This window comes from Vreelandella aquamarina, assembly GCF_020075495.1.
Taxonomy (GTDB): domain Bacteria; phylum Pseudomonadota; class Gammaproteobacteria; order Pseudomonadales; family Halomonadaceae; genus Vreelandella; species Vreelandella aquamarina_A.
This window is the reverse complement of the sequence record NZ_JABYQT010000002.1, coordinates 464,704-488,642: the sequence shown is the minus strand read 5'-3', so window position 1 is coordinate 488,642 and position 23,939 is coordinate 464,704. Positions and strand designations below refer to the sequence as shown.

At 58.3% G+C, this 23,939-nt stretch carries 17 protein-coding genes, 1 tRNA gene and 1 other RNA gene; 13 read left to right on the top strand and 6 right to left on the bottom strand.

Annotated features, from left to right (window positions below; translation table 11 throughout):
- Positions 1–347 precede the first annotated feature (347 nt).
- The 8 genes from HW452_RS04890 (at position 348) to HW452_RS04855 (ending at position 10,888) form a co-directional block, all read left to right on the top strand.
- On the top strand, positions 348–1,694 hold the full coding sequence (locus tag HW452_RS04890) for a UDP-glucose dehydrogenase family protein (RefSeq protein WP_224104975.1): 1,347 nt from the start codon (positions 348–350) through the stop codon (positions 1,692–1,694).
- 9 nt (positions 1,695–1,703) lie between these two features.
- Positions 1,704–3,512: a glycosyltransferase gene (locus HW452_RS04885; protein ID WP_224104974.1), complete on the top strand. Its 1,809-nt coding sequence runs from the start codon at positions 1,704–1,706 to the stop codon at positions 3,510–3,512.
- Positions 3,513–3,531: 19 nt separating this feature from the next.
- On the top strand, positions 3,532–5,112 hold the full coding sequence (locus HW452_RS04880) for an HlyD family efflux transporter periplasmic adaptor subunit (RefSeq protein ID WP_224104973.1): 1,581 nt from the start codon (positions 3,532–3,534) through the stop codon (positions 5,110–5,112).
- Between the two features lie 49 nt (positions 5,113–5,161).
- Positions 5,162–5,986, top strand: a complete 825-nt coding sequence (locus tag HW452_RS04875; protein WP_224104972.1) for a polysaccharide lyase — start codon at positions 5,162–5,164, stop codon at positions 5,984–5,986.
- Positions 5,987–6,105: 119 nt separating this feature from the next.
- Complete coding sequence (locus tag HW452_RS04870) at positions 6,106–7,281, top strand: alginate lyase family protein (protein ID WP_224104971.1); 1,176 nt, start codon at positions 6,106–6,108, stop codon at positions 7,279–7,281.
- Positions 7,282–7,317: 36 nt separating this feature from the next.
- Positions 7,318–9,408 (top strand): tetratricopeptide repeat protein, encoded by a 2,091-nt coding sequence (locus HW452_RS04865; protein ID WP_224104970.1) that lies wholly within the window; start codon positions 7,318–7,320, stop codon positions 9,406–9,408.
- Positions 9,405–9,983, top strand: a complete 579-nt coding sequence (locus HW452_RS04860) for a tetratricopeptide repeat protein (protein ID WP_224104969.1) — start codon at positions 9,405–9,407, stop codon at positions 9,981–9,983. Before HW452_RS04865 ends, HW452_RS04860 begins: the two co-directional genes overlap by 4 nt.
- A 182-nt stretch (positions 9,984–10,165) precedes the next feature.
- Positions 10,166–10,888: a Crp/Fnr family transcriptional regulator gene (locus tag HW452_RS04855; protein WP_224104968.1), complete on the top strand. Its 723-nt coding sequence runs from the start codon at positions 10,166–10,168 to the stop codon at positions 10,886–10,888.
- 42 nt (positions 10,889–10,930) lie between these two features.
- On the opposite strand, the gene ffs is transcribed toward HW452_RS04855, so the two are convergent.
- From ffs to HW452_RS04840, 3 genes are all read right to left on the bottom strand, one after another.
- Positions 10,931–11,027, bottom strand: an RNA gene (gene ffs, locus HW452_RS04850) — signal recognition particle sRNA small type.
- Between the two features lie 52 nt (positions 11,028–11,079).
- Positions 11,080–11,156 (bottom strand) — tRNA-Met (locus HW452_RS04845).
- Between the two features lie 92 nt (positions 11,157–11,248).
- Positions 11,249–12,181 carry a choline ABC transporter substrate-binding protein gene (locus HW452_RS04840; protein WP_224104967.1) on the bottom strand — a complete coding sequence of 311 codons (933 nt, stop codon included), beginning with the start codon at positions 12,179–12,181 and terminating at the stop codon, positions 11,249–11,251.
- A gap of 199 nt (positions 12,182–12,380) precedes the next feature.
- On the opposite strand from HW452_RS04840, the gene betI reads away from it, so the two are divergent.
- The 5 genes from betI (at position 12,381) to HW452_RS04815 (ending at position 20,789) form a co-directional block, all read left to right on the top strand.
- Complete coding sequence (gene betI / locus HW452_RS04835) at positions 12,381–12,980, top strand: transcriptional regulator BetI (protein ID WP_224104966.1); 600 nt, start codon at positions 12,381–12,383, stop codon at positions 12,978–12,980.
- A gap of 11 nt (positions 12,981–12,991) precedes the next feature.
- Positions 12,992–14,458: a betaine-aldehyde dehydrogenase gene (betB, locus tag HW452_RS04830; protein WP_224104965.1), complete on the top strand. Its 1,467-nt coding sequence runs from the start codon at positions 12,992–12,994 to the stop codon at positions 14,456–14,458.
- A 58-nt stretch (positions 14,459–14,516) separates the two neighbouring features.
- Entirely contained in the window at positions 14,517–16,190 is a 1,674-nt protein-coding gene (betA, locus tag HW452_RS04825) for a choline dehydrogenase (RefSeq protein WP_224104964.1), read from the top strand.
- A gap of 285 nt (positions 16,191–16,475) precedes the next feature.
- On the top strand, positions 16,476–18,965 hold the full coding sequence (locus HW452_RS04820; protein ID WP_224104963.1) for an acyl-CoA dehydrogenase: 2,490 nt from the start codon (positions 16,476–16,478) through the stop codon (positions 18,963–18,965).
- A 180-nt stretch (positions 18,966–19,145) separates the two neighbouring features.
- Positions 19,146–20,789, top strand: a complete 1,644-nt coding sequence (locus HW452_RS04815; RefSeq protein WP_224104962.1) for a glycerol-3-phosphate dehydrogenase/oxidase — start codon at positions 19,146–19,148, stop codon at positions 20,787–20,789.
- A gap of 49 nt (positions 20,790–20,838) precedes the next feature.
- Here HW452_RS04815 and HW452_RS04810 read toward each other — a convergent pair whose 3' ends face one another.
- The 3 genes from HW452_RS04810 to HW452_RS04800 form a co-directional block, all read right to left on the bottom strand.
- Positions 20,839–21,063: a hypothetical protein gene (locus HW452_RS04810; protein WP_224104961.1), complete on the bottom strand. Its 225-nt coding sequence runs from the start codon at positions 21,061–21,063 to the stop codon at positions 20,839–20,841.
- A gap of 460 nt (positions 21,064–21,523) precedes the next feature.
- Positions 21,524–23,008 (bottom strand): glycerol kinase GlpK, encoded by a 1,485-nt coding sequence (gene glpK / locus HW452_RS04805; protein WP_224104960.1) that lies wholly within the window; start codon positions 23,006–23,008, stop codon positions 21,524–21,526.
- 105 nt (positions 23,009–23,113) lie between these two features.
- On the bottom strand, positions 23,114–23,872 hold the full coding sequence (locus tag HW452_RS04800) for a DeoR/GlpR family transcriptional regulator (RefSeq protein ID WP_224104959.1): 759 nt from the start codon (positions 23,870–23,872) through the stop codon (positions 23,114–23,116).
- Between the last annotated feature and the right edge of the window lie 67 nt (positions 23,873–23,939).

The window sequence follows — 23,939 nt, the reverse complement described above, 5'->3', positions numbered from 1 at the left end:
CAGGCGGCCTGAGCGCATTCTTAAATTAGGTTAACCCCTCAATTTTAAATATTAAAAATCAATGTGCTACGAGCATCCAGAATAACGTTTCCAGGCGCCTATGTGCGTTATCGAACAGAGGGATAGATAAGCATTCTTTATCGTTATCGAGTAACTGTCTGTATAAGAAGTTATAAAGCGCGTAACGCAAATTGCAGTAACACGTTGCAGCGAAGCTTCCGGCGGTATTTAGAGTTCGAGAGCAAGAGGGTTTATTTAAGTTGAAAAAGGTTGGATGCACGACGCTTGACCTTTTTTAACATGAATGCATGAAACGGCACATCTACAGGGACAGGAGTAACAAGGAAATGAAGATTACCATCTTCGGTTGCGGTTATGTGGGTCTCGTCACCGGCGCTTGTCTTGCAGATGTCGGCCATGAGGTGATCTGCGTCGACGTCAATGAAAATACGGTGTCAGCCCTCAAGGCGGGACAAGTACCCATTTACGAACCAGGGCTGGAACGCCTGATTCTCGACAATCTAGCCGCGGGTCGGTTGAATTTCACCACCGATGCTCCCGAGGCGGTCAAGTTCGGTTTGCTCCAGTTCATCGCCGTGGGCACCCCTTCCGACGAAGATGGCAGCGCCGATCTCAAGTACGTACTCAAGGTGGCCGAGACGATCGGCCAGCATATGAATGAGTACAAGATCATCGTCGATAAATCGACGGTGCCCGTGGGTACGGCCGAAAAGGTCGAGCGCGCGGTTGCCGACGAGCTTGAGAAGCGAGGAGTTGCGTTCGACTTCGATGTTTGTTCGAACCCTGAATTTCTCAAGGAGGGAGCGGCGATCGAGGACTTCTCCCGCGGCTCTCGAATCATCGTCGGCACCGAATCCGAGCGCGTCAGGGAGGCTATGCGGCAGTGTTACGGCCCTTACAATCGCCAGCGCGACAAGCTGATGTTCATGGGGGTGCGCAGCGCCGAGTTGACCAAGTACGCCGCCAACGCACTACTGGCGACCAAGATAAGCTTCATCAACGAAGTCGCCAACCTCGCTGAGCACCTCGGCGCCGAGATCGAGGAGGTGCGCCATGGCATCGGGTCCGACCCGCGCATAGGCTACAGCTTTATCTACCCCGGCTGTGGCTATGGCGGCTCCTGCTTTCCCAAGGACGTAAGAGCGCTTGCCAATACCGCCGATGAAATCGGTCAGCCCGCTCATATCATCAAGGCGGTGGAACGGGTCAATGATCGGCAGAAGAACAAGTTGTTCGAAAAACTCTCCGAGGCATTTGATGGTCAACTGGCAGGCAAGACCATTGCCTTGTGGGGGCTTGCCTTCAAGCCTGGCACCGATGACATGCGCGAGGCTCCCAGCAGAGCCCTGATGGAAGCCCTATGGGGCGCTGGAGCGCAAGTCCAGGCGTTCGATCCGGAGGCCAGCAACGAGTGCCGTCGACTTTACGGCGAACGTGATGACCTGGTCCTTGCCGAACAACGCGAAGATACGCTGGAAGGCGCTCATGCGCTGGTCATCTGCACTGAGTGGAAAGCCTTTCGCACCGTCGACTTCTCGGCGCTGAGCAAGACGCTACTCGAACCCATCATCGTGGATGGTCGTAATCTGTTTCACCCCGACACCGTCAAGGCGGCAGGGCTGGCCTACTACGCCATCGGCAGGGGTGATTCAGTGCGCTCCGTCCAGGCGTGAGGCACTTCCATGGCCGCTACTCGCCGCAAGCACTCCTCTGCCAGCCGCCTGACGGAGCTGACCACGTTTCTGTTTGGTCTGGCCCTGCTGATCCTCGTCGTCAGGGAGCTGCCGGCGGATGTGTTCTCGCCGGAATCGCAGAGCTTCTTTTTCATCATCGGCGCAATCGCCATCTGGCGGTACTCCTGGTGGGGAATACAGGCCGTTCGTTCGCTATGGTACAACCGAGTCGTCTTTCCAAGCTTGCGGGCAGAAGCCGATGTCGCCGGACACCAGGAGAAGCCCCCCGAGCTGTTCGTGCTGTGCACATCCTATCGGATCGATGAGCGTGTCAACTTCCAGGTCTATGATGCCTTGATACGCGAAGCTCATCGATACGGGGTGCCGACAACGATCTTTGCATCTGTTTCGGACCGCACCGACGTGGATATCATCACTCACGCTCTGGATGACAACGGCTGGCCACAGAATGTCAACGTGCGCTACATGTTTCAGAAGGGGGATGGCAAGCGTTCGGCCATGGCCGAGGTGCTCCGGGCAATCTCCAGAGGCCTGCCTGCGCCGGGATCGCTTCTGGTCTCGATGGATGGCGATATCCTCATCGAGCCTGACACCCTGTCACGCACGCTTTCCTTCTTTGTTTCCCAGAACGACCTCGGGGCGCTGACGACCAATAACCGCGCCCGGGTGACCGGCGATGACGTCACCCGGGAGTGGTACGACCTGCGCTACGCTCAGCGCCATTTGATGATGAGTTCGATGTCACTGTCGCGACGCCTGCTGGTTCTCACAGGGCGTTACAGTGTCTTTCGCACCGATCTTGCCACTCAGCCGGACTTCATAGAACTGATCGAGAGCGACCATGTCGATCACTGGCGCTTCGGTAGCTTCAAGTTCCTGTCGGGTGACGACAAGTCATCGTGGTATTGGCTACTGAAGAACGGCTGGTCCATGCTCTACATCCCTGATGTCTTCGTCACGGGATTCGAGGAGTTGCCCAATCGGCACCGCTTCTTTGCATCCACCACTGATTTGATGCGGCGCTGGTTTGGCAACATGCTGCGTGTCAGTAATCGCGCCATCGCGCTTGGCCCGCGCCCCATGGGAATGTTTGCCTGGTGGAGCCTGGTCGACCAGCGCATCTCCATGTGGACGACCTTGGTAGGCCCCACGGTGGTCGCCCTGGTCACGTTTACCATCAGGCCATCGTTCTTCTTTACCTACGTGCTGTGGATCATGTTCACCCGTGGTATTGCCGTGTCGATTCTGGCGTGGCAACGCGGGCGCTTCAGCCTGCTGTGGCTTCCGCTGATTTATTACAACCAGGTCTGGGGCGCGATTCTCAAGACCTACGTCAGCTTTCGTTTCAACCGTCAGCAATGGTCGCGTCAGGGAATTTCTGCCGGCGAGCCAGTTGATCCGGTAGCGGCACGCAGGCAACGCCGCATGGGCCATGCATTGCATGGTTTCTTCTATGGCGTTCTGTTCTTCATCCTGGTCGTCTCGACCGGCAATACACTACTGCCGGACCGGACCACCCTGCATATCGCCTTTGATCAGGTATGGAGGAGTGGCAATGACTCCAGGCCCCTGGATCGCTCGCTTGAAACACACCATACCGACACCGCCTGTGATCCAGCGCAGCCACCTCCTGAGCATTTTCGTGTGGAGGATGGCCTGATCAAGGCGATACCCCACAGCGCCATCGCGCAGCCCGGTCAGCAGGCCTGGCTAACGGTGCTAGCAGATACGAAGTGCAAGGAAAGGCTCTGGATCGAGCCCAGGACGCCGCTCAAGGTATCGACGACTCATCCCTGACGCAAGGAGCAACCAACGGATGAAAAATGATCCTTCCAACGCTGGCAATGGCCGGCATGAATCAACGCCTGGCGAAGACCAGAAACGCATGAGCAGCAATGCATCCTCAAGCGCAGACAGTGTCCATCAAGAAAACGAGCACATGCGCCAGGATAATCGACTGCAGCACGAGAAACGCGACGAGAGAGGCTACATCAGGGTTCCCACGCTATTTCGAGTGACCCTCGCCGATAGCGATACGGAGCTTAGCGGCCACGATGTCTCCCTTGGCGGTTTCTCTGCACAAAGTGAGCGCACCTTTGAACCTGGCGAGCGCGTCAGTGTGTCACTTATCCTTGCGGCGGGCACCTTTGACGTCATTGTACCGGCCCAGGCGGAATGCCTTGAGGCCGTTGCCCGTGAAAGCGGCAGTGGATATGACGTCAGGTTCAAGTTCATCGAAATGGATCCGCAGCATCGTGAATCGCTACGTCAAATCATTCGTAGCTGGCTGAGCGGGCGTTCTCCCGATATCGAAGGCCAGATAGCCGGCGAAGACTCCCAGACTCCACGCAAGCGAAAGGCCGCCGGCACGACACCTGCAAGACGCCCCCCAAAGCCTGTTGCACGCTACGTACTCCTTTTTCTGGCGATCGGCTTGCTGGTGCTGGTAGGTGCCGCGACGGCCTACCGTAACTACATTCTGATCGAGCCCAGCTTCGCCGCGGTGACGGCACCGCGTATCGATATCCGCGCCCCCAGTGCCGGCGTACTTGGCGAGCACGACTTCACTGCTGGCGACCGGGTCGAGCGCGACCAGCTGTTGACCAACGTGATCAATCGCGATCTCGAATCGGATCTGATTCTTGCAGAAGCGGCAATCAACTATAACGACCAGTTGATAGACAACCTGCGTGGCTATCTCGAGGAGAATAACCAGGAGATCAGCCTGGCCAATTCCGCCCGACTGGACAGCGGTGACACGACCACCTTCGAGACGGTTTCGCCAGCGATTGCCGAAGCACGCATCGAACAGTTCGAGGAAGTGCGTGATTTCGAGAACTCGCGCATCGCGGCGCTCAGAGGCCTCCAGGCCAGTAACGAGATATACAGCCCCTGCAACTGTATCGTCGCCTGGGCACTGAGCAGTGCCGCTGGAGTGTACATCGACGAGAGCGAACCGATCATGACACTGATTCGTACCGACGAAGGTGACGTGATGGTCGAGGCCTTGGTGCACATGGATGATATCAGCCGTATCCAGGCCAATCAGCAGGCCTACGTCACACTGCCCAATGCCACTCAACCGATTCGCGCCCAAGTGCGTAACGTCGCTCTGGACATCGAATCCCAGCCTCGTGCCGGTTTCCCCAGCTGGGTACGCCAGCAACAGAACATGGCCAGTGTACTGCTGTTTCCCGAGGAGCCCCTGCCCCCCGAAAGCGTGGGTCAGCCGATAGACGTTCGCTTTAGCGAAACGCAGCTGCTGAGTCTCGCATCGGAAAAGATATGGCAAGGTGTGAACTCGATCATACAGTCAAGTCACCACCTCTATGACACGACCAGGGATGGAATCAACCGCTACAGGAGTGGTACCGATGACACCAATGATGAAGGATAATGACCCTCGCCTTTTTATCAGGTTACGGCACAGGGCGTTGCTAATAGGTGTGCTGACGCTAACGCCGTTCGCGGCCGGTAATGCCGACGAAGCCGAAAACGCCGTCATCAGCACTTCACAAGTGCCGCCCTGCTCCGAGCGCTACACCCTGACTGAAGCGCCGAGCCTTGCGCCCACCGAGGACGCTTACAACGCCATTCGCCAGGCATTTGATACCACCCGGCACTGGGGGACCGAGGAGAACGTGGAGCGCCTGGCATCTCGGGATACCGGCCTGAAGGAGGCCGGACTGCGTATCCACTATCCCGCGGGCAGCTCTTCGCCGGGTGATGAGCCTCTCGGCGGAGCCGGCTTCTACAGCGACCCCCATTCGCTCGAGGGCGCCGAGCGGGCCTGCCTGAGCTACAAGGTGCGCTTTCCTTCGGGCTTCGATTTCGTGAAGGGAGGCAAACTGCCGGGGCTGTATGGTGGTGAAGCCCCATCCGGTGGCGATAGCGTCGATGGCGAACACGGCTTCTCCATGCGCCTGATGTGGCGCGAGGAGGGTCAGGGCGAGCTCTACCCCTACGTGGTCGACTTCGAGGGAGACTCGGTCGGACGCGGCTGGTGGCATTACCCGACCGGCTCCTGGGTCACCATCGAACAGGAAATCCTGCTTAATGATCCTCAGCAAGAGAATGGTGTCGCCCGGATCTGGATAGATGGCCGGCCTGTACTGGAGCAGCGCAATATCGTCTTTCGTATCACACCGGACATCACTATCGACGGTTTGATGTTTTCCACTTTCTTTGGCGGGACAGGAGAAGGCTGGCGCACACCTCGTGACCAGTACGTGGATTTTGCCGACTTCCGCTTCTATACCTCGAGATCTTGAGCACTAGCAGCCACGCTTTCGGAGCCATAATGATCATGCCTCTTGCCATAGCAAAAGGACTCCCCGCCCGATGTCTATTTGCATTGCCCGTCGCCTTAGTGGCACTGGGCAGTACCGTCGTGTCGGCTAACGTGAATCTGGACGAGACGCTCTCTAATGAGGGGCGGCAACATCTTGACCTTTCCGGCTATCGTGTCACGGATACGAATGCCGGCTATTTTGATGTCGATGCACGCATGGCGCTGCTCGAGCAAACCGATAACACCATGTTGCTGCAGCTGAGCGACCAGTACTCGATGGGACCCAGCTGCCGGCAAAAAACCAGCTCGCAGCCCATTACCACACGGGGTGCGATACCCGGTTTCTACCCCAGTCCCGCTGCCTGGGAGCAGGCAACCAGGCCACTATTCGCCTTCGAGGATAGTGTATCGGATCTGGCGGGCGCTTTTGTTGCAAGCGGCGACATCTACTACGGCGAATGCCTGGTGCACTACCTGTACCGCTGGGCCGAGGCCGAGGCCCTGACAGACTTTGTCTACGACCCGGCCCAACCGCAAGCCTGGTTCGCCTCCGAGTCGATGCTGTTCGCGGCGGCCATGGCCTACTCTATCGTGCGTCCGTCCATCGACAGTCTCGAGGAAGAACAAAGCGTTATTGAACAGTGGTTGCAACGCCTGGCCCAGGAGCACTCGGCCGTACCGGGCGTTGCACAGCAGAGCTGCTGCAATAACCATCTATATCGTCGCGCGCTTTACGCCAGCATGATTGGTGTGCTGGTCGAGGACGATGACCTGTTTCGTTTTGGTGTGGGCGCCATTTACTCGGCCCTGCACGACATGACAGAGGAAGGCGCACTCCCCCTTGAAGTGAATCGCGGACGACGTGCCATTCACTACCAGAACTACGCTCTGAGCTATCTCATCCCCAACATGCAGATCATCCATCGCCAGGGCTATGACATCTTCGACCTGGAAGTCGCGGACAGCACCATCCATGAAGGCGTCGATTACCTGTTCCAGATCCTTGACGATCCCGAAGCCCTGGGCAATTACGCACCACGCGAGCAGTACACCGGTTTTCTGCGTGATCCCCAGTACTTTACATGGATGGAGATGTATCTTTCGCACTTTGACCATGAAGACATGGAAAGCCTCCTTAGCCGTATGCGCCCCACTTACAGTCGCAGTGCAGGAGGCCCTGTCACGCTTTACTTCATGGATCCCGACGCCCAAGAGCATTTTTACATGGATGAGCAGCGTCAGGAGACCGATGCCTTTCATGGCCTGGACAACTGAACAGCCACCGAGCCACTCCAGAACAGCAGGGAGCCTATGAAAAGGACAACGACCAAGACCCCATCCATGCCGACACTCAAGCCCACGCTGCAATTGACCGCAGCGTTGACCTTGTCGGTCTGGCTTGCTGGCTGCGCTGTCACCTCTGAAAGGCCGCCAGCCGGTGAACATTCGGCCCCCGTTCCCGCACATTATGCTGGCTGGTTCTCAAGCGGTCCCGAGGCCAATACGGATGGATCAGACTGGCAGACGATCAATCTCGCTCAGGAGCGCATCGAAGAGGGCCGCCTTGATGAAGCCATCGCGTACCTGCGTCCCTTGATGGCTCGCTACGTGCCACCTGCCTTTTACGAAATGGCCAAGCTTTATGAGCAAGGCCTCGGCGTCGAGCAGGATTACACCGAAGCAGCCCGCTTGTATGGCGAGGCTATCAACAAACCCTCCTCGACACGCGGCCATGCCTCGCTCAATCTTGCAAGGCTCTACCGAGAGGGCCGCGGCGTAGAACGTAACGATGTGCTCGCTTATCACCTGCTTTGGCAGGCCAAAGAGGCCAATCTTGACCGGACCGCAGAGAGCGAGCTTGCCAACCTGCTGTCCAAGGGTGGCGAAGATGTAGAGGCGGATCCTCAACTTGCCCGCCAGCTTTACGAACAAGCGGCTTCCCAAGGCAATGAACAAGCTCTGCTGGCACTGGCTCAGGCATACGCACCCGACGGCTGGCTAAAAGAGGATGCCACGCAATCGATGTCGTATGCGCAGCGTTACGCCACAAGACTTGAAACCAGTGCAAGCCAGGGCGATGTCGGCGCCATGCTTCAGTTGGCATCGCTCTACTCCCCGGAGGGGCTGCTTGGCGACCGGTCCGATCAACGCATTCAATGGCTGCAGCAAGCCGCCCAGCTCGGCGATCAGGAGGCCCAGGCCCGAGCCGGCCAGGCGCTGATCAACGCCGGCGAGTATCGGCTGGGTATCTCGGTACTGGAAAAACCCGCACGGCGGGGGAATGTCGAGGCGATGACCTACCTTGGTCAAGCGCTCCTGGCGCCCGAGAACGACGTTTATCCGCAGGCGTCGAGCGACGCTGAACGCTGGCTGAGCCGGGCAATCGAGGCAGATTCGAACGATGCACGATTAATTCTCGGCCGTGCCCTCATCGAGGGCCGTGCAGGCCTCGACGACCTGCCCCGCGGCATCGATCTGCTCGAACACGCGGCAAGAAATGGCGATTCACTGGCACTGGCCCAGCTGGGTGCATTGCTCATGGATGATGCGAGAGTCGAGCGTCAGCCCGCTATCGCCGCCGATTATCTCAAGCGCGGCCATGAACTCGGCCATCCATGGGCGACCCAGCAACTCGGTGCCGCCTACCTGGAAGGCCGTGGCGTGGCCAGAGACCCCACGCAGGGTCAGCAGCTGCTTCTCGAGGCTGCCGAACAAGGCCAGACCGGCGCCCTGCGTCTGCTCGGTGAAGCCTATTTGAGCGGTGAAGCATTGCCCTTGCAGCCCGAGCGCGGCCAGGCATTGCTGACCCAGGCCGCTCAGGCCGGAGACATCACTGCCATGACCATTCTCGGCGAAGCCTATCTGAACGGTTCGCTGGAAGGCGATTCGTCTCAGGGCATTCGACTCATTAGCCAAGCCGCCGAGCAGGGTGATGGCTATGCCATGGTGTTGCTGGGTCGTGCCTATCGAGAAGGAAACGGTGTCACGCGCGATCTTTACGAGGCCAGGCGGTGGCTGACCCAGGCACAAGCGGCAGGACACTCCTCCGCCGCCTCTGCACTCGTCTATGTGCAGCGCGATCTGGGCGCGGAAGGCGATATCGATGCACTCATCGCCGCTGCCCAGGATGGGCATCCCAGCGCCATGGCCAATCTTGGCCGCGCCTATCTCGACGGTGAAGGAGTGAACCGTGACCAAGCGCAGGCCGAACATTGGCTGGAGCAGGCCTACCAAGCCGACCATGCCGGCGCCGGGGCGCTTCTTGGTCGCCTGTATCTCGACCGGGGCGAAAGCGAACGCGGCCTCGCCTATCTGGAAACCGCAGTGTCCAGAGGGCACGCCGGCGCCCGTCAGGACCTGGGAGAAGCCTACTTGACCGGCAGCCAGCCGAACAGGATGTGACGCGCGGCCTTGAACTGCTGAACGCAGCAGCCGAATCAGGCTTTCCCCATGCCGCCTACGTGCTGGGCGATGCTTATCAGCATGGCGAAGGGGTCGAACCCGATGCCGAACTGGCCGAGCGCTGGTATCAACAGGCCAGCGATGCTGGCGCCTTGCATGCGCGTACCGAACTGGGGCTTGCCCTCATGCGAGGCCAGGGCGCTATCGGCCAGGATGTACAGCGAGGCTTCGATCTACTTCAGGATGCAGCCAGCCAGGGCCACGCTGGCGCCCAGGCATCGCTTGGCCGTGAATACCTCAATGGTGACAACGTCGAGCAGGATACCGAGCGTGGCGCAAGCTATCTTTATGAGGCAGCGAGCCAGGGACACCAAAGTGCCCGCCTTGCCCTGGCCAGGGCTTATCTGCTGGCGCGCGGGTTCGAGAACCCCAATCAACAGCAGGCGATGCTATGGCTTGAAAACCTGATCGATAGAGAGGGCCAGCTTGCCGTCGAAACCCTGCGCCAGCTGCTGATTGAAGAAGACGCTTTCGCTGCCATCGATACCGAATTGGAAACGCTCTACGAAGAGTGACCGATGACATGCTTGCCGAGTCGCCAGGGATGGCATCGGCCTGTCCGTTGTGTGCTGAATGAGCGGTTACGGGGTCAATGGCGTAAAAGGTGTACCCTATAACGCCCAATCATTGATCCAGGTAGCCCTTTATAGAAAAGATCATGGTTAAACTGCACGACTGACATTACCAAGGGAACTCAATGCCCAGACGTCGTAAGTTTCAGAAAAATACCTTGCTTGGCCTGTTGCCCGAAGAAGAACTGAATCGGCTGCTGCCTCATCTGGAAGAGGTAACATTGACACTGGGGCAATCGCTGTGCGAGCCCGGGCAGCCGATGGAGCATGCCTACTTCCCACTGGACGCTATCGTCTCGTTGCTCGACGCGATCAAGAATGGCTCCTCGACGGAAACGGCCGTGGTGGGCAGTGATGGAATGGTAGGCGTCTCGCTGTTCATGAGCGATGGGCGCGCCACCAGCCAAGCGATTGTGCACAGAGGCGGTCAAGCGCTACGCCTCAAGGGCTATCTGCTCAAGGAGGAGTTCTCACGCGCCGGCCCGATGCAGTCACTGCTTCTACGTTATACGCAAGCATTGCTGACACAAGTGGCGCAGACAGCGGTATGCAATCGCCATCACAACCTCGACCAGCAGCTATGCCGCTGGTTACTGCTTCATATCGACCGATGGTCAAACAACGAATTGATCATGACCCAGGAGATGATCGCCAATATGCTCGGGGTGCGCCGTGAAGGCGTTACCGAGACGGCGAGTAAACTTCAGAAAGCGGGACTGATTTCCTACCACCGTGGACATATCAAGGTTGTTGACCGGCAAGGACTGGAGGCGCGTGTCTGCGAGTGCTATGCGATAGGCGAGGAAGCTTATGACCGCTTGCTCAGGCGACGCAAGTCTCATCAGTAGCCGTTCGATTTATATCAGAACATGTTGCAGAAATGGAGGCGGCCCCAAAAGCCACATCCCGGCACACGCATCCACCACTACCGTTGCTCCCTTCCGGGCCTGGCGGGGTTTGCAGTTTCGCGTTGCGGGAGGACCTAAGGGGCCACCATAGTGATACAGACTCTGGAAAACCGGCTGTATCGTGCGTGATGTGGTGGCTACGCCCTGATTTGAACAGGGGACCCCATCATTATGAGTGATGTGCTCTAACCAGCTGAGCTACGTAGCCTTTCCGACATCAGCGGGTGCAGAGTATGCCTATTCTCGATGCAAAAGGCAAGCCGCATAGGGGCTTGCCTTTTCAATCTGTTAGCAAAGCACCTATAGCGCGGCCCGAACGGCAGGCAAGGCAGGCTCGCCCGCCTTGGTGGTCACGCCTTCAAGCCACGCCTGCAAGACATCGTCGTGGTTCTTCAGGTAGGCATTGGCCGCCGCACGTGGGTCCTCGCCATTGTCCATGATCTCTTTCATCAGCTGGTTTTCCATCTCTAGTGTAAAGGTCATGTTGCCCAGCAGTGTGCCGATGTTGGGACACTGCTCGACAAAGCCTGCTCGCGTATTGGTATGCACCGTGGCGCCGCCCAGGTCCGGGCCGAAGTAGTCATCGGCACCGGACAGGTAGGCCATGTCGAAATTGGTGTTCATGGGGTGCGGCTCCCAACCCAGGAAAACCATCCACTCCTGGTTGGGGATACGCGTGGTCAGCTCGGAAAGCATGCCTGCTTCACTCGAGTCCACCACCTGCCAGTCGCCAAGCCCGTAAGCATTGTCGTCAATCATCTGCTCGATAAGCTCGTTACCGTCATTGCCTGCTTCAATGCCGTGCAATTGCTGCTCGAACCGCTCGGCGTATTCTGCCAGATCATTCACGGAGGTGACGCCGGCATCATATACATACTGCGGAACCGCCAAGGTGTATTTAGCGCCTTCCAGGTTGACCGCCAGGCGCTCGACATCGCCACGCTCGACATAAGGGTCGCTGATCGACGCCATCGAAGGCATCCAGTTACCCAGAAAAACGTCAAAATCGTTGTTGCGCATTCCCGCATAGGCAATCGGAACCGATACGGTATCGATCCGCGTTTCATAGCCCAACGCTTCCAGCACTTCGCTGGCAAGCGCGGTGGTCGCGGTAATATCGGTCCAGCCCACTTCGGCAAAGCGTACGCTGGAACACTCATCGGCCAGCGCCATGGCCGGCAAGAGCGCGCTTGCCAGAATTCCGCCCAGCCCGTAAGTACAGATACGTTTCATCACCACTCCCCTTCTTGTATTTGAAAGAACTCTTCGTGTACGTCTTCACGCCTTAGCCGACTGCCTGCGACAAGACGCGACCTTTCATTAATTGAACGTTCAATAAAAAAATGCCAACCTTTACAGGTAACCATGCAAGGCCTCGTGTTTCAAGGCAGACATTCAACGTGATGGAGAGACCGTCGTGCCCAAGGTAGGAATGGAACCAATTCGTCGCCAACAGCTTATCGACGCCACCATGGCGGCTATCGATGAGGTTGGCCTTGGCGAGGCCACGATTATGCGCATTGCGCGCCACGCAGGGGTTTCGGCGGGTATCATCAGCCACTATTTCGGCGGCAAGGATGGGCTGCTTGAAGCCACCATGCGCCATATCCTGACAGACCTATCCAACGCGGTCGCCGCACGCCGCAGGGCGTTAACGGATGACTCTCCCCGCGCGCACATAGGCGCCATCATTGAAGGTAACTTCGACCGTAGCCAGGTCACAGGCCCTGCCGCCAAAACCTGGCTCGCCTTCTGGGCCAGCAGCATGCACAAGCCGACACTGCAGCGGCTGCAGTACGTCAACGACCGGCGCCTTTACGCCAATCTTAGCTACCAGTTCCGACGCCTTCTACCCTGCGATGAAGCGCGTAATGCCGCCCGCGGGCTTGCCGCCATGATCGATGGCCTGTGGCTGCGCGGCGCCCTGGCGCCGGAGGCGTTTGATGCCGAAGCCGCACGCTATCTGGCACGCCGTTACTGCGACCAGTTACTTGTACACCACGACCATACACTCACCGCGACTCACACCTGACCGGAGACCGCATGGCCACTCAAGACATTTCGCTTTATATCAACGGCCGCCGGGTCGCAGCCACGTCCGGCGATACCTTTACCGTTACCAACCCGTTTGATGGCAGCCTGCTGGCAACCGTGGGCCAGGCAAGCCAGGCCGATGTAGACGACGCCGTCAATGCCGCCAAGCACGGTCAACGCCAGTGGGCCGCCATGACCGGGATGGAACGCTCGCGCATCATGCACCGCGCAGTGGCTCTGCTTCGCGAACGCAACGATGAGCTGGCCGCGATTGAAACCCAGAATACCGGCAAGCCGATCAGTGAAACCGCAAGCGTTGATATCGTCACCGGCGCGGATGCACTCGAGTACTACGCAGGCCTTGCACCGGCTATCGAAGGCAGCCAGATTCCGCTGCGGGAGAGTTCGTTCATCTACACCCGGCGCGAGCCGCTGGGCGTGATTGGTGCCATTGGCGCCTGGAACTACCCTATCCAGATTGCCTGCTGGAAAGCCGCCCCGGCACTGGCGGCAGGTAATGCCATTGTCTTCAAGCCCAGCGAGGTCACACCACTGACGGCCATCAAACTGGCAGAAATATTCACCGACGCCGGCCTGCCCGATGGCGTGTTCAACGTGGTACAGGGTGATGGCCGCGTTGGCGCCATGCTGACCGAACATGAAGGCATCGCCAAGGTATCGTTCACCGGCGAGGTAGGCACCGGCAAGAAGGTGATGGCCGCCGCCGGTGGTTCGACGCTGAAAGACGTCACCATGGAGCTGGGCGGCAAGTCGCCGCTGATCGTGTTTGCCGATGCGGATCTCGACCGCGCCGCCGACGCCGCCATGATGGCCAACTTCTACTCCAGCGGCCAGATCTGCACCAACGGCACCCGCGTGTTTATCGAACGCAGCGTCAAGGACGCCTTTGAAGCCAAGCTGGTGGAACGGGTCAAGCGCATCAAGGCGGGCGATCCGATGGATCCCAGCGTCAATTTCGGCCCACTGGTCAGCGTTGAGCATCAAAAGAAAGTGCTTACCTATATCGCGCTGGGTAAAGCGCGAGGCGCACGCGTGCTCGTGGGTGGCGACGCCTGGGACAGCGGCCACTGGGCCAATGGCGCCTGGGCCGCGCCTACCGTGTTCACTGATTGCACCGATGATATGCGTATCGTCAAGGAGGAGATCTTCGGCCCGGTAATGTCACTCCTTGCCTTTGATGATGAAACCGATGTCATCAAACGCGCCAACGACACCCCCTACGGCCTGGCCGCCGGGGTCTTCAGCGAGAACCTGAATCGTGCCCACCGTGTGATTCATCAGCTGCAAGCGGGTATCTGCTGGATCAATACCTGGGGTGAATCGCCTTCTGAAATGCCGGTAGGTGGCTATAAAGCATCAGGTATCGGGCGCGAAAACGGCATCGAAACCCTTGGCCATTACACCCAGACCAAGTCTGTCCAGATCGAGATGGGCGCGTTCGAGTCGGTGTTTTAATCAGGACCTCCGCACCTTAGCTTTCTGGATGGGAGAAACCGATGGATGGGAGAAAACGATGTCTCAACCACGCGAATTTGATTACATCATTATCGGCGCAGGCTCGGCCGGCAATGTGCTCGCCACTCGCCTGACGGAAGACCGCGATGTCAGCGTACTGCTGCTGGAAGCGGGCGGGCCGGACTATCGCCTGGATTTTCGCACCCAGATGCCGGCGGCCCTGGCCTACCCGCTGCAGGGCAAGCGCTATAACTGGGCGTTTGAAACCGACCCGGAACCGCACATGGATAACCGACGCATGGAGTGCGGCCGTGGCAAGGGGTTGGGCGGCTCCTCACTGATCAACGGCATGTGCTATATCCGCGGAAACGCCCTGGATTACGATAACTGGGCAAGCAACCCAGGCCTTGAGGAGTGGGACTACCTCAGTTGCCTGCCCTACTTCAAGAAGTGTGAAAATCGCGATATTGGCCCGAACGCTTACCACGGCGGTGATGGGCCAGTCAGCGTGACCACACCCAAGGATAACAACAACCCGCTTTACCGCACGTTTATCGAGGCCGGCAAGCAGGCGGGCTACCCGGAAACCCAAGACGTCAACGGCTACCAGCAGGAAGGCTTCGGCCCCATGGACCGCTTCGTGACGCCCAAGGGCCGGCGCTCATCTACCGCACGCGGCTACCTGGATATCGCCCGACAGCGCGCCAATCTCACGATTGAAACCCACGCAGTAACCGACGTGATCGAGTTTGACGGCAAGCGGGCAAGCGGTGTGCGCTATGAACGCAAAGGCCGGACTCGACAGGTGCGCGCGCGACGCGAAGTGCTGCTGTGCGGCGGTGCCATTGCCTCACCGCAGATTCTGCAGCGCTCAGGCGTGGGCAACCCTGAGCTTCTGGCATCGCTTGATATTGAGACGGTTCATGCGCTGCCCGGGGTAGGCGAAAATCTTCAGGATCATCTGGAAATGTACATCCAGTACGAGTGCAAGGAGCCTATCTCGCTCTACCCGGCACTCAAATGGTACAACCAGCCCAGGATCGGTGCCGAGTGGCTGTTCAAGGGTACCGGCGTTGGCGCCAGCAACCAGTTTGAATCCTGCGCCTTCATTCGCAGCCGTGATGAAGAAGAGTGGCCCAACCTGCAGTATCACTTTCTGCCTATTGCCATCAGTTATAACGGCAAGAGTGCGGTACAGGCCCACGGCTTTCAGGCCCACGTGGGCTCCATGCGCTCGGAGAGTCGCGGCCGTATCCAGTTGCGGTCCAGAGATCCGCACGCTGCCCCCAGCATCCTGTTCAATTACATGTCCAGGGAGAAGGACTGGCAGGAGTTTCGCGACGCCATTCGCCTGACTCGTGAGATCATCGCCCAGCCCGCCTTTGACACGTATCGCGGCCGCGAAATTGCGCCGGGGCCAGACGTCACATCCGACGCCGAACTGGATGCGTTCGTCAGGCAGCATGCTGAAACCGCCTACCACCCTTGCGGCAGCTGCCGTATGGGCAGCGATGAGCTGGCAGTTACCGATGGCCAGGGCCGGGTACACGGCCTGGAAGGCCTGCGCGTGGTCGATGCCTCGCTGTTTCCGCTGATTCCTACCGGCAACCTCAATGCGCCTACCATCATGCTGGCCGAAAAGATTGCGGACCATATTCGCGGCGTCGAACCACTGCCCCGCGCTCAGGTGGATTATTATATCGCCAACGGCGCAGCTGCCAGGCAGGTGTAATCGTTACCTGGCGCCATTGAACGTCATACTCCGCCCTCTCTTGCAGTTACCCTATCTTCCACGCCACGGCCAGCCGCCGTGGCTTTTTTTCATCAGGCCCGCTAGATAAAACATCCTGGCAACTTGCGCTGAATGGCGCAGGTCTGCCACTATTCAAACATCTGTTCGAATAGTGCTGGCATGAAGGATGTTTATCGATTCATCCAGCCCCGGTACCACCGTTTTCACGCTAGACTGAACGCAGACCGTTATCGGACAGCGCCTAACAATACATGGAGACGTTCTATGCTCACCCTACTACTGATCATGATTGCCGTGGTCGGCCTGTTGATTATCATGCGTCGCGAAGCGGGCGCCGCTGCAGCATTGACGCTGCTGGGCGTACTGGGCCTCGTGGGTCTGCTGCTTGATGCCACCTTTATTGGCGTGGTTCTGCTGATCGGGGCTATCGCTGTGGCAGCAGCAGGGCTTCCCGCCTTGCGCCGCAAATGGCTGACACCGCGTATCTTCAACATCTTCAAGAAAGTGGCGCCCAAGGTTTCCGCGACCGAGCGCACCGCCCTGGAAGCCGGCAGTGTTGCCTGGGACGGCGAGCTGTTTTCCGGCAAGCCGCAGTGGAACGCGCTGCTGAACTACACAGATGATGGCCTGCGTGAAGACGAGCAGGCTTTCCTGGATAACCAGTGCGCCACGGCCGCCGGCATGTGCAACGCCTGGGATATCACCATCGAGCGCGCCGACCTGCCCCAACAGCTGTGGGACTTCCTGAAGAAGGAAGGCTTCTTCGGGATGATCATTCCCAAGGAGTATGGCGGCCTGGGTTTCTCGGCCAAGGCCCAGTCCATGGTGCTGCAGAAGCTCTCTGCCAACGAGACGCTGATGGTGACCGTCGGCGTACCCAACTCCCTCGGTCCGGGCGAATTGCTGCTGAAATATGGCACCGAGGAGCAGAAGAATCACTACCTGCCCCGCTTGGCTGATGGCCGCGAAATTCCCTGTTTTGGTTTGACTGGCCCGCGCGCCGGCTCCGATGCCACGTCGCTTCCCGATGTTGGCGTGGTATGCAAGGAAGTCATCGATGGCAAGGAAGTGCTTGGCCTTCGTCTGACCTTCGAGAAACGCTGGATCACCCTGGCCCCCATTGCCACCGTAGTGGGCCTTGCCTTCCGCCTGTTCGACCCGGAAAAGCTGCTGGGTGACGAGGAAGACCGTGGCATCACCCTGGCGCTGATTCCCCGCGACACCCAGGGTATGGACATTGGCCGTCGCCACCACCCGATCGGCAGCCCCTTCATGAACGGCCCGATCAAGGGCGTCGATGTCTTCGTTCCGCTGGATACCATCATCGGTGGGCAGGACATGATTGGCCAGGGCTGGCGCATGCTGGTCGAGTGTCTCTCCATCGGGCGCTGCATCACCCTGCCCTCCGGCGCCACCGGCACCGCCCGCTACGCGCTGGGCTGGAGCGGTGGCTTCACCCGCGTACGCCGTCAGTTCAACGTACCGGTCGCGGAAATGGAAGGCGTGCAGGAGCCGCTGGCCCGTATGGCCGCCATGGGCTATATCGCCCAGGCCACGGTTTACCAGACCGCCAACCTGATCGATCATGGTGAGAAGCCTGCGGTACCGTCGGCGATCCTGAAAAGCCAGCTGACCGAGTTCCAGCGCGTCATCTTGAGCGATGCCATGGACGTACACGGCGGCAAGGCCGTCACGCTTGGCCCGCGCAACTATCTGGGCATCGGTTACAGTGCCAATCCAGTCGCTATTACGGTGGAAGGCGCGAACATCATGACGCGCAACCTGATGATCTTTGGTCAGGGCGCAATTCGCTGTCACCCCTACGTGCTGGATGAGCTGGCCGCCAAGGATGCCAACGACATCAACGCGTTCGACAAGGCATTCTTCGGCCACGCCGGGCTTATCTTCGGCAACGCGGCGCGTGCCTTTACCATGGGTCTGGGCTTTGGCAAGCCAAGCGTGCCCTTCGACGCTCCGGCCGCCGCCTATGCACAGGATATCGCCCGTCTCTCTGCCGCCTTTGGCCTGTGTGCCGACGCTGCCATGGCAAGCCTGGGCTCGGCGCTGAAAAAACGCGAAATGCTCTCGGCGCGGCTCGGGGACGTGCTTTCCAACCTGTATCTGGCCTCCATGGTGCTGAAACAGTGGCAAGCTGGCGACAAGGTGGAAGGCGAAGATGCCCTGCTCCACTACAGCTGCCGCTTCCTGCTGAATCGCGCCGAGCAGGCGTTCGTGGAGATCTTCGATAACCTGCCTAACCGCGCCTTGGGTAAAGTACTCAACGCCATAGCGATGCCAACCGGTCGTCGCTGGGATAAACCCCATGACGACCTGGCACGGGATATCGCCAAGCGGGTTTCCACCCACAGTGCCCTGCGCACCAAGCTTCTGGCCAACACCTGGGATACCGATGACGGCGAACAGCCCAATCCGCTGGCCCGCTACAACGCATTGCTGGTCGATTATGATCGCGCCGAAGCCATCTACCGTACGGTGAACAAGGCCTACGCCAAGGGAGAGCTGCCGCAGACGGCGCTACACCCGGAAGCACGTGTCGAAGTCGCCTTCGAGAAGGGGTTGATCAGCGAAGAAGAAACGCTCTTCATGCGCGAATTTGAAACCCAGGTGCTCGAGATGCTCACGGTAGACGACTTCGCCTACGATGCGTTTGCCAACAACAAGGATACCCTTATTGATCATAACGCCAAGAAGGCCGCTCCCGTTCAGCAGGAGCAGACGTCAAGCGTCAAGTAACGTCGGGTTGTAAGGTAACCATCATTGACCGGCTCCTTGATAGGAGCCGGTTTTTTTGAAACTTCAAATGTTCGATTCCAATCTTGAAAGATCAAAAACGATCACATATTCTTTCACAAATGAAAATAACCGCCGTCTAGACGGTGAACCCTGCTTATCCGCTTATTCGAAGAGGCCACCATGACGCTGCGCCAACAGAACCTGAGTCAATTGACCAGCACCACCTTTGACGCGCTGGTGATCGGTGGGGGTATCAACGGAGCTGCAAGCGCCGCTGCCCTGGCAGGCAAAGGCGCCAAGGTCGCCCTGATTGATCGAGGAGACTTTGCCGGCAGTACCAGCATGCACTCGTCGAATCTGGTATGGGGCGGTATCAAGTACATGGAAAGCAATGATTTTGGTCTGGTGCGCAAGCTGTGCAAAAGCCGCAATCACTTGATCAAGAGCTACCCATCTACCGTGCAGGAGATCCGTTTCCTGACCACCATTACCCGAGGGTTTCGCCACTCGCCCCGCTACCTCTGGGCAGGCACCTGGCTCTACTGGTTGATGGGCAACGGGTTTACCAAACGCCCGCGCCTGCTTTCGCCAAAGAACATCAAGCAGGAAGAATCCATCATCAACGTTGGCGACTCGGTAGGCGGCTTTGAGTATTCAGATGCCTACCTGCACGATAACGACGCGCGGTTCGTGTTCAACTTTATCCGCCATGCGCTTGATTACGGCGCCACCGCCGCCAACTACGTGGAATCCTTGGGCGCTGAGCGTCAGGATGGCGTATGGGTGACCCAAGCACGGGACACCACCGACGGCCGACCCTTCGAGATACGCGCCAAGGTATTGATCAATGCCGCAGGTCCGTGGGTCGATCAGCACAACAGCCTGACCGGCGAAAAGACATCGCATCAGCACCACTACTCCAAGGGAATCCACCTGATCGTGCCGCAGCTTACCGCCTCCCAGCGAGTGCTGGCATTTTTCGCCGATGACGGCCGTCTGTTCTTCGTCATCCCCATGGGTAATCGCACCTGCATCGGCACCACCGATACCCATATGGATCACCCGGACGCCGTGGTGACCGACGAAGATATACGCTTCGTGCTCAATAACATCAACGCACGCCTGACCCTTGAAAAGCCGCTGGCCCCTGCCGACATCATCTCCACACGCTGTGGTGTACGTCCGCTTGCAGTGGAGGCGGACCAGGGCAGTGACCGCGACTTTTTCCAGATGTCTCGCAAGCATGTGGTGAACACCAACCGCGATACCGCGCATATCAGCATCTTCGGTGGCAAGTTGACCGACTGCGTCAACGTGGGCAATGAAATTGCCGATGAGCTGGCTAGCCTGGGCGTTACGCTACCCAAGGCGGACTTCCATTGGTACGGCGAACCCGCCGAAAGCGTCAAGCACCAGTTCATGGCGCAAGCAAAGCAAATGAAGCTGGATGCACTAACGCCTGAAACGTCTTCGGAAATGCTTTCCACACGCCTCTGGCGACGCTATGCAAACAAGGCGTTTGCCATGCTCGACAAGATCGAAGCCGACCCGCGTCAGGCCGAGCTGCTGATCGAGGGCACCGAGTACATCCGCGTTGAGCTCGAACACGCCCGCGACCACGAAATGATCACAGAGCTCGAGGATTTTCTGCGCCGCCGGGCAAAGGTTTCGCTGGTGGTACATCACGAGCAGCTGCGCAAGTCAGAAGGCTTGAAAGAGGCTTGCCGCGTGCTGTTTGGCGATGATGCCCAGGCGCAGCTCGATCACTATTTCAAGAAAACCGCAGATACTGCCCCGCAACCAGCATGTCAGGCGAATACCTGAGTACGCATGAAAAGCCCCTCTGTGAGGGGCTTTCTTTTAACGTGCCGGCCTACTCTTCGTTGACGACCTGAAGCTGCGAGTCACCGGCCAGCACTTCATCCCAGGCTTCCTCCAGCGTGCAGCCTGTGCGGTTGCCGAGTGTATCGATCACCTCTACCGCATGCTGAAGCGATTCGCGATTGCTTTTCAGAGCCAGTACCAGCTTGGCCAGGTCCTGCTTGCTGAACGTGCTGGCAATCTGGTCGGCTTGTTGGCTGAGTTCGATGCAGTTCATAGGTAGTACCTCATGGTATGGTCATCCGTTGTCGGCTGAACCTGCCTGCCGACAGGCGTTCAATGGTGACGTTGCTACGCATGCCGGGCCGGATAAGTGCCCAGTTCGGTAACTGCGAAACGGTCACAAGCGTTACAAGACCTTCGCCACTAGCGCATGGGTAATACTGAAGCGCTAAGCTGTGTAGCGGGAATCGGGTGAGTGACTCGAGGTAGCAAGTCACTTGCCGATCCATGAATTGACTATGCTTCACCGCAGCAAACCCCACAATGCATCATTGGCAGCACGTCGGGTTGTAACCTGACTACACAACTGCTGGAAAAGCGCTATCGGTGTTAAAGGCCTACAGATCGGTGCAGGAAGGCGTAGAAAGTGAAAGGTAAGGCATAAAAAAGCGTAGCTACCTGAATGGCGGCTACGCTTTTTTATCGAGTGTCATCTACTTTTTATCGAGAGTCATCTACTGCGAGCGCACGCGAGATACCGCATCCAGCCAGCCCTGGTAAAGCGACTCGCGGGTGGTGCTCTCCATACTGGGCAGGAAACTTCTTTCACAGCGCCAGAGCTGTTCGATCTCCTCCAGGGAGTCGTACCACCCAAGGCGCAGACCCGCCAGATAAGCCGCCCCCAGGGCAGTGGTCTCCAGAATGGTAGGCCGGTCGACCTCGGTGTCCAGCATGTCCGCCAGAAATTGCATGAGCCAGCTGTTCTTCACCATGCCGCCATCCACGCGCAACTTGCTGGGCGTGGCGTCCATGTCCTCGTTCATGCAGTGCTGAAGATCGCGGGTCTGATAACACACTGCCTGCAAGCCAGCCGCCACGATCTCGGCAATACCGGTATCGCGGGTCAGGCCAAAGATCGCACCGCGCGCCTTGGGGTCCCAGTAAGGCGCGCCCAATCCGGTAAAGGCGGGTACCAGATAAACGCTGTGACCATGGCGAGTCTCCTTGGCCAACGCTTCGGTTTCCGCGGCATCGGCAAACAGATTGAGCCCATCACGCAACCACTGAACGGTGGCGCCAGCCACGAAGATACTCCCTTCCATGGCGTAGGTAGGCTTGCCGCCGAGCCGGTAGCCCACTGTGGTCAACAGGCGACTTTTTGAAAGTGAAGGTGTATCGCCGGTATTCACGATCATGAAGCAGCCGGTGCCGTAAGTGCTTTTCCCCATGCCGGGCTTGAAGCACGCCTGGCCTACCAGCGCCGCCTGCTGATCGCCTGCCACGCCGGCGATGGGCAGCTCGGCGCCCAGAAGGCTCGCGTCCATCATGCCAAAATCGTCGCTTGAATCCTTCACCTCCGGCAGCAGGCTTGCAGGAATGTTGAAAAGTGCCAGAAGTTCTTCATCCCACTGCTGGGTATGAATATTGAACAGCGCCGTACGCGATGCATTGGTCGCATCAGTCACGTGCTGCTTGCCCTCGGTCAGCCGCCAGATCAAGAAGCTGTCTACCGTGCCGAAGGCAAGCTCACCGCGCTCGGCGCGCCCACGCGCGCCTTCGACGTTGTCCAGCAGCCAGGCAAGCTTGGTGGCGGAAAAGTAAGGGTCGATCAAAAGACCGGTCTTGGCCTGAACGGTCTCGGTATGGCCCTGATCGCGCAGTTGCTGGCACTGCTTTGAGGTGCGCCGGTCCTGCCAGACAATGGCGTTATACAGCGGCTTGCCCGTATTGCGATCCCACAGTAGCGTGGTTTCGCGCTGGTTGGTAATGCCCACCCCCGCCACGTCACTGGCCTCGATCTGCGCTTTTTCCAGCACCTGGCGGCACGTCGCCACCACCGACTCCCAGAGGTCGTCCGGGTCATGCTCGATCCAGCCGTCACTGGGGAAATGCTGGGTAAACTCCTGCTGGGCAATCGCGGCTATCTGGCCCTCTCGATTGAACAGGATAGCGCGTGAGCTGGTAGTGCCTTGATCGATGGCAAGTAGATAGCTGGACATGGCATGTTCGCTTTGAGTTAGGATTTTCGTTTTATTATCAGCAAAGGCTACGCTAAGCCTCGAGAATGCTCAAGTTCGAAAATAGTCTTACACAGAAACGGATACTCAAGCGACATGCAGCGCTACATCATGCTGCAATAATAGCTGGTGAATGGCGTCCGGCGGCCTGCGATCGGTGAATAGCGCATCGAGTTGAGACAGATTGCCCTGGCGAACTACCGGGTTACGGTGAAATTTCGAGTAATCCGCCGCCAGATAGACCCGTCGCGAATTGGCAATGATGGCCTGGGCCACGCGAACTTCCTGATAGTCGAATTCCAGCAGCGAGCCGTCTTCATCGATGCCGCTGATACCGATGATGCCGTAGTCGACCTTGAACTGATTGATGAAATCAATCGTGGCCTCACCAATGATCCCGCCGTCGCGCGAACGCACCTGGCCACCGGCAATAATCACATTGAAATCTTCCTTGTGTTGCAGAATGGCGGCGACGTTCAGATTGTTGGTAATGATTTCAAGGCCCTGGTGCCCAAGTAACGCCTGGGCAATCACTTCATTGCTGGTACCGATGTTGATGAACAGTGATGCATGATCGGGGATCTGCTGGGCAAGACAGCGTGCAATACGCTCCTTTTCCTCAAGATGGAGCGTCTTGCGCGTGCTGTAGGCCGTGTTGACGGTGCTTGATTCAATCCCTACGCCGCCATGCACGCGCCGCACCCGGCCATCGTTGGCCAGTGTATTCAAGTCACGTCGGATGGTTTGTGGCGTGACGGCAAAATGTTCGGTCAGCTGCTCGATACTCATGTAGCCTTGCTGGCGTACCAGCTCGACGATGGCATCCTGACGAAATTGCTGATTCATAGGCCCGGCCTGTCACGTTTGTGTAGCTCTAGCGTAACAGGCTATCAGGATTTTCGGAATCTGATAG